Source organism: Citrobacter sp. Ce129, assembly GCF_030334545.1.
Taxonomy (GTDB): Bacteria; Pseudomonadota; Gammaproteobacteria; order Enterobacterales; family Enterobacteriaceae; genus Citrobacter; species Citrobacter europaeus.
Genome location: NZ_JAOWDS010000073.1, coordinates 161,891 through 178,031 on the forward strand (window position 1 = coordinate 161,891; position 16,141 = coordinate 178,031).

Genomic DNA, 16,141 nt, shown 5'->3' on the forward strand with positions numbered 1-16,141 from the left:
TTGTGTACATCCCGCAGTCAAAATGCCAGCCCTTGCGGCTGGCATTTTTATCTCAGTGGCATTATTCCCGCGCCAGGGCATCTACCGGATCCAGCCGTGCCGCATTTCGTGCTGGTAGCCAGCCAAACAAAATCCCGGTCGCGGTTGAGCACAGAAACGCCGTCAACAAGGCCACGGGTGAGAAACCAATTTCCCAGCCAGGCAGGAATAGCTGAAGCGTAAAGGCGATCAACATCGACAGGCTAATACCTAACGCACCGCCCACCAGACATACCAGCACCGCTTCAATTAAGAACTGCTGCAGCACGTCACTGGCGCGAGCGCCAACCGCCATACGAATGCCAATCTCGCGCGTTCGCTCGGTTACCGAAACCAGCATAATATTCATCACGCCAATCCCACCGACCACCAGCGAAATCACCGCCACCAGCGTCAGGAAGAGTTGTAATGTACGTGTGGTCTTTTCGGCAGTTTTCAAGACGCCGTCCATGTTCCACGTGAAGAAATCTTTCTTACCGTGGCGCAACGTCAACAATCGGGTGAGCTGCTGCTCGGCCTGGGCACTATCAAAACCGTCCTTCACCCGCACGGTTATCGAGTTCAGCCACGACTGCCCCATAATTCGCCCGGACATGGTGCTGTAAGGCAGCCAGACCCGCAGGATCTTGCTACTGCCAAACATCGACTGTTTCTCTTCTGCAACGCCGATAACCGTGGCAGGCATATTCCCCACCAGCACGACTTCGCCAACGACTTTCGCTTTATTGGGGAACAACTGACGCCGGGTATTGCTGTCGAGCACCACCACCTGAGCGCGGCCCGCCAGTTGTTCAGCGTTAAAAGTGGTCCCTTCGCTAAACGTCATGCCATAGACGTTGAAATAGTCGCCGCTCACGCCGTTAGCACTGGCTGCCACATCGATATTGCCATAGCGTAGCCGCAGGTTCTTCGACACCGCAGGCGTCACCGAACTTACCCATGGCTGCTTCTGTAGCGCCGTTAAATCGTCATACTTCAACGCCTGTTGATATTGCGGGTCGTCGTCGCCGAAATCTTTGCCAGGGTAGATATCGATGGTATTAGTGCCGATAGCGCGAATATCCGCCAGCACCAGCTGTTTAGCCGCATCGCCAACCACCACGATCGACACCACCGAAGCAATACCGATGATGATCCCAAGCATGGTCAGCAGCGTTCGCATTTTATTCGCGGCCATTGCCAGCCAGGCCATAGTGAGGGCTTCACGAAAACCACTGACAAACTGCCCCCAGCCGGACGCCGCTTTCACCGTCGGCTCCACGATGTCGCGCCCGCCAGAGGGCTTGTGTGACGGAGGATTGCGCACAATCTCGCCGTCACGAATTTCAATGACGCGTTCAGCCTGCGCGGCGACCTGGCTATCGTGAGTGACGATAATCACCGTATGCCCGCGATCGCGCAACTGATGCAAAATCGCCATCACCTCTTCGCCGGAATGGCTGTCCAGCGCACCGGTGGGTTCGTCAGCAAGGATCACCTGCCCTCCGTTCATCAGCGCACGCGCAATACTGACCCGCTGCTGCTGACCACCGGAAAGTTGAGAAGGCTGATAGTCAACTCTGTCACCCAGCCCCAGCCGCTGAAGGAGTTCCTGCGCACGAGCCAGGCGCTGTTTGCGTTCGGTGCCAGCGTAGACCGCGGGTACCTCAACATTTTGCGCGGCGGTTAAATGCGACAGCAAATGATAACGCTGGAAGATAAAACCGAAATGCTCACGACGCAGTTGCGCTAGCGCATCGCTATCCAGCGTGGAGACATCACGCCCGGCAACCCGATACGTACCGCTGGTGGGTTTATCCAGACAGCCGAGAATGTTCATCAGCGTCGATTTACCCGAGCCAGACGCCCCGACAATCGCCACCATTTCCCCGGCCTGAATGCTCAAGGATACGTCCTTCAACACCTCAACCTGGCCTTCGCCTGACGGATAGCTGCGGCGGATATTGCTCAGTTCAAGCAATGCCGTCATTTTGCAGCTCCAGCGTTGCCCTCACCGGTGATGACTTCATCCCCCTCTTCAAGCCCTTTCACGATCTCCACATCGGTGTCATTACGCGCGCCGATAATCACTTCACGTTCGCGGGTTTCGCCGTTGCGCAGCAGCCTGACGTTATAACGATTGTTGCCGATAGGATCGCCCAATGCCGACAGCGGGATCGTCAAGACATTTTTAACATCCGTAAGCTGAATATGGACCTGCGCGGTCATATCCAGGCGCAGGATCCCTTTCGGGTTGGGAACTTCGAAGCGAGCATAGTAGAAAATAGCGTCATTCACTTTTTCTGGCGTCGGAAGAACATCTTTGAGCTTACCTTCGTAACGCGTCTGCGGATCGCCGAGAACGGTAAACCAGGCCTTTTGCCCAGGATGCAGATGAATCACATCCGCCTCGGAAACCTGCGCTTTCACCAGCATGGTGCTCATATCGGCCAGCGTCAGAATGTTAGGTGCCTGCTGGGCGGCAATAACGGTTTGCCCCTGCAGGGTAGTAATTTGCGTGACTTCACCTGCCATTGGCGCGACGATGCGGGTGTAATCAAGGTTAGTTTTTGCCGTATCAAGAGAGGCCTGATTACGCTTAATTTGTGCGTCAATTGTGCCGATTTGCGCCTGTTTTACCGCCATCTCGGTAGCCGCGGTGTCGAGATCCTGCTGTGAGACCGCCTGGGTTTTCGCCAACTGTTGCTGACGGGAAAGCGTCACCCGCGCCAGTTTCCACTCGGCTTCAGCCTGTAACCGCTGGGCGCGTAATTCCATCAGCGTCGCTTCGACCTCTTTGATCTGGTTTTGCGCCTGTTCAGGATCGATAACGCCGAGCAGTTGATCTTTTTTTACTTTGTCGCCAATCGCGACAGACAGCGTTTTTAACTGCCCACTGACCTGCGCCCCGACGTCAACTTTACGCAGCGCATCCAGTTTCCCGGTTGCCAGTACGCTTTGCTGCAGATCGCCCGGACGAACAATTAAGGTTTGATACTGAGGTAAAGGCGCATTAAGCGTTCGCCAAAGTGCAATTATCGCCACAATAATGATGATGGCGAAAAGAATATAGCGTTTTTTGATTTTTCCCTTGAGCTTCATAAATGTCCCAATTTCCCCCAATACGTCCACCAGAGTGAAGTGTTAAACATCAACGTTAAATAAATAGCCGTTGAAAAATGCAAGAATAACAGAGTTATTGATGAATGGTTAAGATCCGCTGTGCTGAAATTAGTGCCAGAGTATCCATCGGATTGTTATTATGAGCCAGCTAACTGACAGCACTTTTCATTCTTCAAAACCAGTCACAAGTTTTAGTCTCTTTTGTAGCCTGATGACCGGACATTGGCGCCCCGGAAAATTTTGGCATCAGCGAAGCTTTCGTCGTAAGTTTTTGTTGCGCTCAGCGCTTATGCCGAGATTAACGCGTGAATGGATGTCTGAGCTGGCACAATGGCCTGACCTGGATAGCGTACTTGCACGCCAGCCTCGATTGCCGGTTCGTTTGCATCGCGCCTATCTTGCGCAAAACCTTGACCGGAAGACGAAACTGGATGCTGTGCGTTATCATTACCATGCTATCCGCAGCTCTTTTTCAACCACTGAGTTTAAGGATTATTTAAGTGCAGATGGATTACAACTGGCACAAATTGAAGGCAAAAACAGCGAAATATTTAACGTAATAATGGCCTCATTTATCTCACTGGATAAAGAAGGTGAAAGCACCATTTTGGTACGTAATTGCGCTGGCGAGACTTTAGCGGAAATGACGTTTACGCTATGCAATTATCAAGGAAGCAGTACGTTGTTTATTGGCGGGTTACAGGGAGGCAGCCGATTACTGCCACATGAAGAAATTCAAAAAGCGACCAAGTCATGCCATGGGATTTTCCCAAAACGTATTGTGATGGAAGCCATTTGCTGTTTTGCAGAACAATTGAATGTCGAACAAATTCTTGCTGTCAGCAATGAACAGCATATTTTTCGCAGCCCTCGTTACCACGACAAAAACAAGGTAATCCTTTCCGACTACAACACATTTTGGGAGTCGGTTGGCGGTGAGTGCGACAGCCACGGTTACTATCATATTCCACGCACAATGGCGCGAAAAAGCGAAGCGGACATTGCCAGCAAAAAACGCGCGGAATACCGCCGTCGCTATCAGCTACTGGACAGCATCCACTCGCAGCTGTCGTCGATGTTTCGCCACTAATCCGCTCTGCCGCGTGCCAACCACAGCACGCGGGAAAACATTTTTCGCAGCAACGTTGGCACCGCGTCAACGCCGCGCCGCCCGGCTTCCATCGCCACCTCAATGGCTAAATCTGGTTTTGACGACCGGTGAATCGCTTTTGAGATAATTTTGCGCATATTCATGGGCACGTTTTCGGGGATTTGCGCCACCCGGTGAAAAACGTCAGCGAATCCCTGGCGATACATAAAGTGTTCCATATCCAGCGCGGGGAGCATGGTTAAATGATCGCGCTCTTCTTCCCTGTCGTTATTCAATAAACTCCGCACCGTAGCGGCATACTTTTTCCCGGCTTCATCTCCATCGACCAGCACATGCCACTCGATTCCCATCCGGCGGGCAAACTTAACCAGCGGCTTAAGTCCAGACTGGGCAAATTCAATCACCTTGATACCTTCCGCGTCAAAATGGTGGCCGCACTGTCGGGCCAGTTCGTTAATGACCCAGGTTTCCGTTTCGCCTTCCACCAGTAGCCAGCAGCGAGCAAACAACGACGAAGCACGATTGAAACGAATATGGAAGGCAATGCGCCGACCATCTTCTGCGCTGATCCCACCCGGTCCAAGCCGCCAGGCAGCAACCCGGGAGGATTCACGCACCAGGCGGACAACGTGTTCCACGGGCGTGAGGGACAGCAGTTCACCAGAGTTGGTAGTCGCTACCCGCTGCAGAGGCAGTAAATTCAGCAGGTGCCAGGCAACGGAGAGCATAATAGGATGTAAACGCGTTTCCGGATCTTCGACCAGCAGCAAAGGCCGGGCGTCTTTATCCAGTCTCAGCGTACCTTTGGCCTGTAACAACGTTGAAAACAGGCCCAGCAGGATCACCCGGTGCGTGCGTCCGCCGGGTTTATCAATCATCCGGTTGATAATATCCAGATAGCGCCAGCTACGTTGTTCGTTATTAGAACGCCGACGCATCAGACGATAGCGGGACTGGCCGGAACCCTGCTCAGAAAAATAGTGTTCTAACAGCTGGACCATAGCCGATAGCCCCTGACGTATCTGCCCATCTGTCAGGTTTTGCGGTCGGGTGGCCAATTCGCGCGCCAGAAAATCCAGTTGCCGGGCGGTCACTTCGACATCCGCCGAATCCGGCACCGTACCGTTACGGATACGTCGCATGAAACGCGCGTCGCGCAGGCGCAGGACCGGCATCAAACGCACGAGATGCCGCGCCATATCGTTAATGTCGTCAAGAGTGAGCGGGTGGCCCTCGCCATCAAGAAAACTGCGTAACGTCAGAACGCTACCATCATCCGCACATTCACCTTCCAGCCGATAGAAAATGCGGTGATAGCCATCCTGGCACTGCGTCCAGCAGTTTTCCAGAGGACGATATCTGCGTACGCGGTGGCGACCCGGTTGAGACTCACGAAAGGTCAGGATGATATGCAGGTGATGTTCCCGCCCTTGTATATCACCCGGCGGGAACCAAAAATCTTCGCGGTCAAAGTGGTACAAATCAGTTTCCGGTGACAGCAGAAGGGTTAAGGCATCCAGCAGACTGGACTTCCCCCACGCGTTCTCCCCAATCAGCACGTTGCTCTGCTCCAGCATCAACGACAGACGGTTAATACCACGAAATCCAACAATCTCAACGCGTTCGAGAATCATATAGCCTCCGGAAATGCTAACTTTTTCCTTCAAGTTATCAGGAGTATAACGGCAAGCGGGCGCGCAGGACACCCGATATCATCAGGAGGTTAGTCGCAGAAATTGAATAATATAAGAATATTCTTCTTATGTTTTCCTCGGAATATTATTTCAGAACTCAATCATCACCTTTTTCTAATTGAACTATGCTTCATTCATCCAATATTCATAAAGGAATAACAACATATTGCCTTAAATCAAATTTTTTCATCAATTTAACTGGCGAAGGGATGATTTTTTTATCTAAAATACCCGCTCTTTCATCATCGTCCCTTTTTAGCGATGAATTACCGGGCAAGGAACACGAACCCGGAACTTTTAATTGAGGTGGTTATGTTCAGGAAATTAGCAGCCGAATTCTTCGGTACGTTTTGGCTCGTCTTTGGCGGGTGCGGTAGCGCAATACTGGCCGCAGCATTCCCGGAGTTGGGTATTGGATTTGCCGGTGTGGCCCTGGCGTTTGGTCTGACCGTACTGACCATGGCATTCGCCGTAGGTCATATTTCCGGTGGGCACTTTAACCCAGCGGTAACCTTCGGTTTATGGGCTGGCGGTCGCTTCCCGGCAAAAGACGTTATTGGTTATGTTATTGCTCAGGTTGTGGGCGGTATTGTTGCAGCAGCGGCGCTGTATCTTATTGCCAGCGGTAAAGCAGGTTTTGATGCCTCCGCCAGCGGTTTTGCCTCGAACGGCTTTGGTGAACATTCACCAGGCGGCTATTCCATGCTTTCTGCCGTAGTAATTGAAATTATTCTGACCGCTGGTTTCTTATTAGTAATCCATGGCGCAACTGATAAACATGCTCCGGCAGGTTTTGCCCCCATTGCGATTGGTCTGGCGTTAACCCTGATCCACTTGATCAGTATTCCGGTTACCAACACGTCGGTAAACCCGGCGCGTAGTACCGCAGTAGCCATCTTCCAGGGTGGCTGGGCGTTACAACAATTGTGGTTCTTCTGGGTTATGCCGATTATCGGTGGGGTTCTCGGCGGTCTTATTTACCGCACCCTGCTCGAAAAACGCGATTAATCGCTAACAAAAAGGCCTGGCGAAAGTCAGGTCTTTTTTTTCCTCTCTATATTTCCTTTTATTTGCAACTTTACTCCCCTCTTTGCATTGAGTAGTGTGTGCTGGCGCATTTCGTCTTACATCTCAGCAAGGATCGGGTTTTCATGTTTTCAGGGCTGTTAATCATTCTGGTTCCCCTTATTGTGGGCTACCTTATTCCGCTTCGGCACAGGGCTGCATTAAAACTCATCAATCGCCTGTTGAGCTGGATCGTCTACCTTATTCTCTTTTTTATGGGTATCAGTCTGGCGTTTCTGGATAATCTCGCCAGTAACCTGCTGGCCATTCTTCATTATTCTGCAGTCAGCGTGACGGTCATTTTGCTGTGTAATATCGCGGCGCTGTTCTGGCTGGAGCGTACGCTGCCCTGGCGACATAATCACAAGCAAGAAAAGCTCCCCTCACGAATTGCAATGGCGCTTGAGTCACTTCAGCTTTGCGGCGTCGTCGTCGTCGGTTTTCTGCTCGGCCTCACCGGTCTTCCCATTCTGCAGCACGCCACCGAAGCCAGCGAATATACGTTAATCTTTTTACTGTTCCTGGTGGGGATCCAACTGCGCAACAGCGGTATGACCTTAAAGCAAATTGTGCTGAATCGCCGGGGGATGATTGTGGCGGTGGTGGTGGTCGCCAGTTCGATGCTGGCGGGGGTTATCAATGCGTTGATTCTCGGCCTGCCGCTGAAAACCGCGCTGGCGATGGCGTCAGGTTTTGGCTGGTATTCCCTGTCAGGTATTTTGTTGACCGAATCGTTCGGCCCGGTAATTGGGAGTGCAGCCTTCTTCAACGACCTGGCGCGCGAGCTGATCGCCATTATGTTGATTCCAGGACTGGTTGGCCGTAGCCGCTCTACCGCGTTGGGGCTATGTGGCGCGACATCAATGGATTTCACCCTGCCCGTACTACAACGCAGCGGCGGCCTGGAAATGGTCCCGGCAGCCATCGTTCACGGTTTTATTCTGAGTCTGTTAGTGCCTCTGCTGATGGCGTTTTTCTCCGCCTGAAACCCGAACAAATACCTCCCTGGCGGTAGTCAGCTACCGCCAAAATTGCGCTAAATCAATCTCCCTGCAAGTTGTAGCAGAAATCCCTTTTATCCCTTCGCGCACAGGCATAACCTTAAACATGTATATTAAATATAACTTTAAAAAGGTGTGACCATGTTTTGTGTGCAATGTGAACAAACCATCCGTACTCCGGCAGGAAACGGCTGCTCTTACGCGCAGGGTATGTGCGGTAAAACGGCTGAAACCTCCGATTTGCAGGATCTGCTGATTGCTTCCCTACAAGGTCTGTCTGCATGGGCTGTTAAAGCACGTGAATACGGCATTATCGACCACGAGGTTGATAACTTTGCGCCGCGTGCATTCTTCTCCACGCTGACCAACGTAAACTTCGATTCCCCACGTATTGTTGGCTATGCCCGTGAAGCTATCGCCATGCGCGACGCCCTGAAAGCGCAATGCCTGAACATCGACGCGAACGCAGCGGTCGCCAACCCGATGGCCGATCTGCAACTGGTCAGCGACGATCTGGGCGACCTGCAACGTCAGGCCGCTGAATTTACCCCGAACAAAGACAAAGCAGCCATCGGCGAGAATATTCTCGGCCTGCGTCTGCTGTGCCTTTACGGCCTGAAAGGTGCGGCAGCTTACATGGAGCACGCGCACGTTCTCGGCCAGTACGACAACGACATCTATGCTCAGTACCACAAAATCATGGCGTGGCTGGGTACCTGGCCTTCCGATATGAACGCTCTGCTGGAGTGCTCAATGGAAATCGGCCAGATGAACTTCAAAGTGATGAGCATTCTGGACGCCGGTGAAACCACCAAATACGGTCACCCGACTCCGACTCAGGTCAACGTCAAAGCCACCGAAGGTAAGTGCATTCTGATCTCCGGTCACGACCTGAAAGATCTGTACAACCTGCTGGAGCAAACCGAAGGTACCGGCGTTAACGTCTATACCCACGGTGAAATGCTGCCGGCACACGGTTACCCAGAACTGCGTAAATTCAAACACCTGATCGGTAACTACGGCAGCGGCTGGCAGAATCAGCAGGTTGAATTCGCCCGCTTCCCAGGTCCAATCGTGATGACCTCTAACTGCATCATCGACCCAACCGTTGGCGCGTACGACGACCGTATCTGGACCCGTAGCATCGTCGGCTGGCCGGGCGTGAGCCATCTCGAAGGCGACAACTTCGGTCCGGTAATTGCTCAGGCACAGCAAATGGCGGGCTTCCCGTATAGCGAAATTCCGCACCTGATAACCGTAGGTTTTGGTCGTCAAACCCTGCTGGGCGCCGCGGATACCCTGATCGACCTGGTCAGCCGTGAAAAACTGCGTCACATCTTCCTGGTGGGCGGTTGTGACGGCGCACGTGGCGAACGTAACTACTTCACCGATTTCGCGACCAGCGTACCGGACGACTGCCTGATCCTGACCCTGGCGTGCGGTAAATACCGTTTCAACAAACTGGAGTTCGGCGATATCGAAGGTCTGCCGCGTCTGGTGGATGCCGGTCAGTGTAACGATGCTTACTCTGCCATCATCCTGGCGGTAACCCTGGCTGAGAAACTGGGCTGTGGCGTGAACGATCTGCCGTTGTCTCTGGTGCTCTCCTGGTTCGAACAGAAAGCGATTGTTATCCTGCTGACCCTGCTGTCTCTGGGCGTGAAAAATATCGTTACTGGCCCGACCGCGCCAGGCTTCTTCACACCGGACCTGCTGGCCGTGCTCAACGAGAAGTTCGGTCTGCGTTCCGTGACCACCGTTGAAGAAGACATGAAGCAATTGCTGAGCGCGTAAGGAGTAAAGAATGACAATGCCAACTCATCAGTGCCCATGGCGGATGCAGGTTCATCACATCCATCAGGAAACGCCGGATGTATGGACAATTTCGTTGCTGTGCCACGACTATTATCCATACCGCGCCGGGCAGTATGCACTGGTCAGCGTACGTAATTCAGCGGACACGCTGCGTGCTTACACCATCTCTTCAACGCCGGGCGTTAGCGAATACATCACGCTGACCATCCGCCGGATTGACGATGGCGCAGGCTCACAGTGGCTGACCCGCGACGTGAAGCGCGGCGACTATATCTGGCTGTCTGATGCAATGGGTGAATTCACCTGTGAAGATAAAGCGGAAGACAAGTTCCTGATGCTGGCCGCCGGCTGCGGCGTTACGCCAATCATGTCAATGCGCCGCTGGTTGGCAAAATACCGCCCACAGGCTGATGTGCAGGTGATCTTCAACGTACGTTCTCCGCAAGATGTTATTTTTGCCGACGAATGGCGCGAGTATCCGGTGACATTAGTTGCTGAAAACAATGCCACTGAAGGTTTTGTTTCCGGCCGACTGACTACCGAACTGCTGCAAAGCGTTCCGGACCTCACCTCGCGCACCGTGATGACCTGTGGCCCGGCGCCGTACATGGATCTGGTCGAGAAAGAAGTCAAAGCGCTGGGCGTGACGCGCTTCTTTAAAGAGCAGTTCTTTACCCCGGTGGCTGAAGCCGCCACCAGCGGTCTGAAGTTCACTAAACTGCAGCCGGCGAAAGAGTTTTATGCGCCGGTGGGCAGTACGCTGCTGGAAGCGCTGGAAAGCAATAAAGTACCGGTTGTTGCCGCTTGCCGTGCAGGCGTTTGCGGCTGCTGCAAAACCAAAGTGGTTGACGGTAACTACACGGTAAGCAGCACCATGACGCTGACCGACGCAGAAATCGCTGAAGGTTATGTGCTGGCGTGCTCCTGCCATCCGCAGAGTGACTTAGTGCTGGCGTAATCGGCTGACACCAGATGTACAAAAGGCTACCTGGCTATACCGGGTGGCCTTTTTTTATCCTGTCAGGCGCTGCAAAATTCTGATTTTTCCATCCCCAAGGGCAAAATAGCACCTTCCTCCCGCCAATTATCAACCACACTTACCCTGCACAACGTAAGCAATATCCCCGACTACCACGTCGAACTTTCTACAAGGATCCCCATGAAAAAAGTGGCCATTGTCGGCGTCGGTCCCACCGGTATTTATACGTTTTATGCCCTGGTTGAGCGTGGTGAACCGCTGGAGATACAGCTTTATGAGCAAGCTGAGGAAGCGGGCGTCGGCATGCCTTATAACAGCGACAACAACGCAGAACACATGTTGGCAAATATAGCCAGCATCGAGATCCCACCGATTTATATCAGCTATCTGACGTGGCTACAAAATCAAAGTGATGACTACCTGGCGCAGTTTCGAATTGAACGCACCTCTTTGCATGAGCGGCAATTTTTGCCCCGCGTGATCCTCGGCGACTATTATCGCGATCGTTTTTTAGCCATCGTCGATAACGCACAAAGAGCCGGTTTTACGATTCGCATATATGAATCAAGCCAGGTCACCGACCTGCAAGCAACGTCGAATGGGGTCTCCCTGTGGATCAACCGCGCGTCCGAACCCGTTGAGGTGGATTTCGCCGCTATCGCTACCGGTCATCTGTGGCCCGAAACGGATGCTCAGGCACGCAAGTTTTTCCCCAGTCCGTGGACCGGTCTGATGGACGCCGAGATTAGCGCTTGTAGGGTGGGGATTCTGGGCACATCGCTAAGCGCTATCGACGCAGCGATGGCCGTGGTCTGTCAGCATGGCACCTTTACGACCAATACCGACCATTCACTGCGGTTCACACGTAAACCCGACAGCCAAAATCTGAAACTGACCCTGATGTCGCGCAGCGGAGTGCTGCCTGAAGCTGATTTTTACTGCCCTCTTCCCTATGAACCGCTGAATATCGCGACACCAGAAGCGATTGAAGACGCCATTGCCCGGGGCCAAAATGGATTACTGGACCGCATCTTCCGCCTTATTGCTCGACAACTGCAAGATGTGGCGCCAGGGTGGTGCCAACAGATAACACTTGCGACGCTTAACGCCGACACATTCCCCGAAGTCTATTTTGCCGACAGGATCAGGCATGACCCTTTTGACTGGGCGAGACGTAATCTGGTGGAGGTTGAACGCAACAAGCAGGAACAACATACCGTCGCCTGGCGATATACCTTGCTGCGCCTGCACGAGGTTATCGAGGAGATAGTCCCTCATCTTGATAACTGCGACGAAAAACGTTTCAGGCGCGGACTGGCGCGCGTATTTATTGATAACTATGCGGCTATCCCGTCTGAGTCTGTCCGCCGACTGCTGGCGCTGCACGACGCCGGGCTGATAGAGATCCTCGCGCTCGGCTCAGATTATGAGCGTATGAATGAACAGGGAATGACGGTGATTTACCACCATGGCCAGCGCCACGAATTTGATGTGTTTATTGACGCCCGAGGACAACGGGCATTGCAGAGCAAAGATATCCCGTTCCCAACGCTACGCGATCAACTGCTGGCTTGTGGCGATGAGATCCCGGACATTGGCGAGGATTACACACTGCAAGCGCCGGAGTATGCCCGCAATCGCATCGCTTTTGGCGGGCTGCCGTGGTTGATGCACGATCGTCCGTTCATTCAGGGACTGGTGGTCAGCGCTGAAATAGGCGCCGCGATGGCCAAAGCATTGACGCAGCGAGCGCTGAGACGTCGGCACAAACTCTGGAACAGAGACGACATAGATTAGCTACACAATGAACGACGAGGCGGAGCAAGGCTACGCGTTCCCGCCTCTGTATTGATTCTCGGATGGCAAACTATCGCCAGGCTGAATTTCCGGCAAGGGAGAATCGCCCCGCCCCCAAAAACGCTACGGCCAGCGCGCCGATGAAGAAATACACCAGACTTTCAATCGCCCAGGCACCGGTTTTATCCAGTAACCAGGTTTCGCCCATCCCAACCATCAGCCATGCCACAACCATCGTAAACGCCAGCCCCAACGCTGCAGGACGCGTCAGGATCCCAAGGATAATCAGACACGGCGCTACAACTTCTCCCAGCAGGACGCCATACGCAAGAAAGCCCGGGAAACCTTTCGCTATCAGCATGCCGCTGATGCCATCAATACCCGCGAACAGTTTATGCAACCCATGAAAAAGCATCAGCCCCCCCACGGCAAGGCGTAACAAAAACTTGCCAAAATCTTCATGAGTCAGTACCCGGTTAACGCTATTTAATAGTTTTATAACCATCTGAATTTATTCCTTGTTTCGCCATGTCCAATAACAAACTACGCTTAGTACAGGTCAAATGAAACCTGCCGGAAATAAGGGGGAATGAGAAGCATAACTATTATCTTCATCTAAACTTGTAACCGGTATCACATTAAAGGAGAAGGAAAACCATGAAACAAACGGTTGCCGCTTTTATTGCTAAAACACTCGAACAAGCTGGCGTAAAACGCATTTGGGGTGTAACGGGTGACTCACTCAATGGCCTAAGTGATAGTCTGAATCGTATGGGAACGATTGACTGGATGCCAACCCGTCATGAAGAGGTTGCTGCCTTCGCCGCAGGTGCTGAAGCGCAGTTAACGGGTGAATTGGCCGTCTGTGCAGGCTCGTGTGGGCCAGGCAACCTGCACCTGATTAATGGCCTGTTTGATTGCCACCGCAACCACGTCCCGGTGCTGGCCATTGCCGCACATATTCCATCCAGCGAGATAGGCAGCGGTTATTTCCAGGAGACCCACCCGCAAGAGTTGTTCCGCGAATGTAGCCATTATTGCGAGCTGGTTTCCAGCCCTGAACAGATCCCACAGGTGCTGGCAATTGCCATGCGTAAAGCGGTGCTCAACCGCGGTGTCTCTGTGGTGGTATTACCTGGCGATGTCGCGCTGAAGCCGGCCCCTGAGAGCGCCACCACGCACTGGTACCATGCGCCGCTGCCGGTGGTCACTCCGGAAGAAGAAGAGCTCAGAAAACTGGCGCAACTGCTGCGCTACTCCAGCAATATCGCTCTGATGTGCGGCAGCGGCTGCGCCGGTGCGCATAAAGAGCTGGTTGAGTTTGCGGCTAAAATCAAAGCGCCGATTGTGCACGCCCTGCGGGGTAAAGAGCATGTTGAGTACGATAACCCGTACGACGTGGGCATGACCGGGCTAATTGGCTTTTCATCCGGCTTCCATACCATGATGAATGCCGACACGCTGATCCTGCTCGGCACCCAGTTTCCCTATCGCCCGTTCTATCCAACCGACGCCAAAATTATTCAGATTGATATCAATCCGGCGAGTATTGGCGCGCACAGTAAAGTTGATATGGCGCTGGTGGGCGATATTAAATCCACCCTCCGCGCCCTGCTGCCGCTGGTGGAAGAAAAAACCGAGCGGAAGTTTTTGGACAAAGCGCTGGAGCACTACCGTGAAGCGCGCAAAGGGCTGGATGATTTAGCTAAACCCAGCGATAAAGCCATTCACCCGCAGTATCTGGCACAGCAAATCAGCCACTTTGCCGCAGACGACGCCATCTTCACTTGCGACGTTGGCACGCCAACGGTGTGGGCGGCACGCTATCTGAAAATGAACGGCAAACGTCGCCTGCTCGGTTCGTTTAATCATGGTTCGATGGCCAATGCCATGCCGCAGGCACTCGGCGCCCAAGCGACCGAACCGGGACGCCAGGTTGTCGCAATGTGCGGGGACGGCGGATTTAGTATGCTGATGGGCGACTTTCTGTCGGTGGTCCAGATGAAGCTGCCGGTGAAGATTATCGTCTTTAACAACAGCGTACTGGGATTTGTGGCGATGGAGATGAAGGCTGGCGGTTATCTGACCGACGGCACGGAGCTGCACGATACCAACTTCGCGCGGATTGCCGAAGCCTGCGGTATTACGGGCATTCGTGTGGAGAAATCCTCAGAGGTTGATGAAGCGCTGCAAAGGGCAATGTCGATTGACGGCCCGGTGCTGGTCGATGTGGTTGTGGCGAAAGAAGAGTTAGCCATCCCGCCACAGATCAAACTCGAACAAGCGAAAGGTTTTAGCCTGTATATGTTGCGCGCAATCATCAGTGGACGCGGTGATGAAGTGATGGAACTGGCGAAAACTAACTGGCTCAGGTAAAACATCCTTATTAAATCACACACAAAATCATTCATGATGCATCAAGGCGGCTAGCCCGAAAATCCCCAGGAGCTTAGGTAAACTATGTGACTGGGGTTTAAGGGTGCGGCCAACGCAGAGGCAGCTTGAAGGATGAAGTGTAATAAGGAGACACCATGATTGATTTACGCAGTGATACCGTCACCCGGCCAAGTCGCGCCATGCTGGAAGAGATGATGGCAGCCCCGGTCGGGGACGACGTGTACGGTGATGACCCTACCGTTAACGCTCTCCAGCAATACGCTGCAGAGCTCTCTGGCAAAGAAGCCGCTATTTTCCTACCCACCGGCACTCAGGCAAACCTGGTTGCGCTGCTCAGTCATTGCCAGCGCGGCGAAGAGTATATTGCCGGTCAGGGCGCACATAACTATCTCTATGAAGCGGGCGGCGCAGCGGTGCTTGGCAGCATTCAACCGCAACCCATCGACGCCGCCCCGGATGGTTCCCTGCCGTTAGACAAAGTGGCAGCGAAAATCAAAGCTGACGATATCCATTTTGCCCGCACCCGTCTGCTCAGTCTGGAAAACACCCACAACGGCAAAGTGCTTCCGCGCGAGTATCTGAAAGGCGCCTGGGAATTCACCCGTGAGCGCAATCTTGCCCTACACGTCGACGGCGCGCGTATTTTTAACGCCATCGTCGCCTATGGCTGTGAGCTTAAAGACATCACGCAATACTGCGACTCGTTCACCATTTGTCTTTCCAAAGGTCTGGGAACGCCGGTAGGTTCGCTGCTGGTCGGCAGCCAGGACTACATCAAGCGCGCCATTCGCTGGCGCAAAATGACCGGTGGCGGAATGCGCCAGGCCGGTATTCTGGCGGCGGCGGGACTGTATGCGCTGAAAAATAACGTGGCGCGTTTGCAGGAAGACCATGACAACGCCGCCTGGATGGCAGAACAACTGCGCGAAGCAGGGGCAGACGTCATGCGCCACGACACCAACATGTTGTTTGTTCGCGTTGGTGAAGAGCACGCTGCCGCGCTGGGTGAATACATGAAAGCGCAAGGCGTGCTGATTAACGCCTCCCCGATTGTGCGCCTGGTGATGCATCTGGACGTATCGCGTGAACAACTTGCTGAAGTCGTCGCCCACTGGCGCGCTTTTTTAACCCGCTAAGGAGA

12 protein-coding genes are annotated in these 16,141 nt (G+C 53.3%); 8 read left to right on the top strand and 4 right to left on the bottom strand.

Annotated elements, in window-relative coordinates; translation table 11 throughout:
- Positions 1-61: 61 nt before the first annotated feature.
- Both macB and macA read right to left on the bottom strand, forming a co-directional pair.
- Positions 62-2,008 carry a macrolide ABC transporter ATP-binding protein/permease MacB gene (gene macB, locus OGV77_RS20445; protein WP_043016897.1) on the bottom strand — a complete coding sequence of 649 codons (1,947 nt, stop codon included), beginning with the start codon at positions 2,006-2,008 and terminating at the stop codon, positions 62-64.
- Entirely contained in the window at positions 2,005-3,120 is a 1,116-nt protein-coding gene (macA, locus tag OGV77_RS20450; RefSeq protein WP_080624943.1) for a macrolide transporter subunit MacA, read from the bottom strand. Before macA ends, macB begins: the two co-directional genes overlap by 4 nt.
- 160 nt (positions 3,121-3,280) lie before the next feature.
- Between macA and OGV77_RS20455 the strand changes: the two genes are divergently transcribed.
- Entirely contained in the window at positions 3,281-4,231 is a 951-nt protein-coding gene (locus OGV77_RS20455) for a VirK/YbjX family protein (RefSeq protein WP_075145940.1), read from the top strand.
- Here OGV77_RS20455 and OGV77_RS20460 read toward each other — a convergent pair.
- Positions 4,228-5,886, bottom strand: coding sequence for an ATP-dependent endonuclease (locus tag OGV77_RS20460; RefSeq protein ID WP_043016900.1), 1,659 nt, complete (start codon positions 5,884-5,886; stop codon positions 4,228-4,230). The genes OGV77_RS20455 and OGV77_RS20460 overlap by 4 nt on opposite strands.
- 372 nt (positions 5,887-6,258) lie before the next feature.
- Here OGV77_RS20460 and aqpZ point away from each other — a divergent pair, with 372 nt between their 5' ends.
- From aqpZ to OGV77_RS20485, 5 genes are all read left to right on the top strand, one after another.
- Complete coding sequence (gene aqpZ / locus OGV77_RS20465; RefSeq protein WP_043016901.1) at positions 6,259-6,954, top strand: aquaporin Z; 696 nt, start codon at positions 6,259-6,261, stop codon at positions 6,952-6,954.
- A 143-nt stretch (positions 6,955-7,097) separates the two neighbouring features.
- Entirely contained in the window at positions 7,098-7,997 is a 900-nt protein-coding gene (locus OGV77_RS20470; protein ID WP_075145938.1) for a LysO family transporter, read from the top strand.
- Positions 7,998-8,153: 156 nt separating this feature from the next.
- A complete protein-coding gene (hcp, locus tag OGV77_RS20475; protein WP_047410063.1) occupies positions 8,154-9,806 on the top strand; it encodes a hydroxylamine reductase in 1,653 nt (550 codons plus the stop codon).
- Between the two features lie 10 nt (positions 9,807-9,816).
- Complete coding sequence (gene hcr / locus OGV77_RS20480) at positions 9,817-10,785, top strand: NADH oxidoreductase (RefSeq protein ID WP_075145937.1); 969 nt, start codon at positions 9,817-9,819, stop codon at positions 10,783-10,785.
- 201 nt (positions 10,786-10,986) lie between these two features.
- Positions 10,987-12,603, top strand: a complete 1,617-nt coding sequence (locus OGV77_RS20485; RefSeq protein ID WP_087051343.1) for an FAD-NAD(P)-binding protein — start codon at positions 10,987-10,989, stop codon at positions 12,601-12,603.
- A gap of 70 nt (positions 12,604-12,673) precedes the next feature.
- Here the strand turns inward: OGV77_RS20485 and OGV77_RS20490 are convergent, their stop codons facing one another.
- On the bottom strand, positions 12,674-13,108 hold the full coding sequence (locus OGV77_RS20490; protein ID WP_087051342.1) for a DoxX family protein: 435 nt from the start codon (positions 13,106-13,108) through the stop codon (positions 12,674-12,676).
- 152 nt (positions 13,109-13,260) lie between these two features.
- Between OGV77_RS20490 and poxB the strand changes: the two genes are divergently transcribed.
- Together poxB and ltaE are read left to right on the top strand one after the other, a co-directional pair.
- A complete protein-coding gene (gene poxB / locus OGV77_RS20495; protein ID WP_043016907.1) occupies positions 13,261-14,979 on the top strand; it encodes a ubiquinone-dependent pyruvate dehydrogenase in 1,719 nt (572 codons plus the stop codon).
- 155 nt (positions 14,980-15,134) lie between these two features.
- Complete coding sequence (gene ltaE, locus OGV77_RS20500; protein WP_286502968.1) at positions 15,135-16,136, top strand: low-specificity L-threonine aldolase; 1,002 nt, start codon at positions 15,135-15,137, stop codon at positions 16,134-16,136.
- Positions 16,137-16,141: the final 5 nt, after the last annotated feature.

What these genes read in the sequence shown, in the direction of transcription:
- macB (WP_043016897.1), bottom strand. Translation starts at nt 2,008, where the DNA reads ATGACGGCATTGCTTGAACTGAGCAATATCCGCCGCAGCTATCCGTCA.
- macA (WP_080624943.1), bottom strand. Translation starts at nt 3,120, where the DNA reads ATGAAGCTCAAGGGAAAAATCAAAAAACGCTATATTCTTTTCGCCATC.
- OGV77_RS20455 (WP_075145940.1), top strand. Translation starts at nt 3,281, where the DNA reads ATGAGCCAGCTAACTGACAGCACTTTTCATTCTTCAAAACCAGTCACA.
- OGV77_RS20460 (WP_043016900.1), bottom strand. Translation starts at nt 5,886, where the DNA reads ATGATTCTCGAACGCGTTGAGATTGTTGGATTTCGTGGTATTAACCGT.
- aqpZ (WP_043016901.1), top strand. Translation starts at nt 6,259, where the DNA reads ATGTTCAGGAAATTAGCAGCCGAATTCTTCGGTACGTTTTGGCTCGTC.
- OGV77_RS20470 (WP_075145938.1), top strand. Translation starts at nt 7,098, where the DNA reads ATGTTTTCAGGGCTGTTAATCATTCTGGTTCCCCTTATTGTGGGCTAC.
- hcp (WP_047410063.1), top strand. Translation starts at nt 8,154, where the DNA reads ATGTTTTGTGTGCAATGTGAACAAACCATCCGTACTCCGGCAGGAAAC.
- hcr (WP_075145937.1), top strand. Translation starts at nt 9,817, where the DNA reads ATGACAATGCCAACTCATCAGTGCCCATGGCGGATGCAGGTTCATCAC.
- OGV77_RS20485 (WP_087051343.1), top strand. Translation starts at nt 10,987, where the DNA reads ATGAAAAAAGTGGCCATTGTCGGCGTCGGTCCCACCGGTATTTATACG.
- OGV77_RS20490 (WP_087051342.1), bottom strand. Translation starts at nt 13,108, where the DNA reads ATGGTTATAAAACTATTAAATAGCGTTAACCGGGTACTGACTCATGAA.
- poxB (WP_043016907.1), top strand. Translation starts at nt 13,261, where the DNA reads ATGAAACAAACGGTTGCCGCTTTTATTGCTAAAACACTCGAACAAGCT.
- ltaE (WP_286502968.1), top strand. Translation starts at nt 15,135, where the DNA reads ATGATTGATTTACGCAGTGATACCGTCACCCGGCCAAGTCGCGCCATG.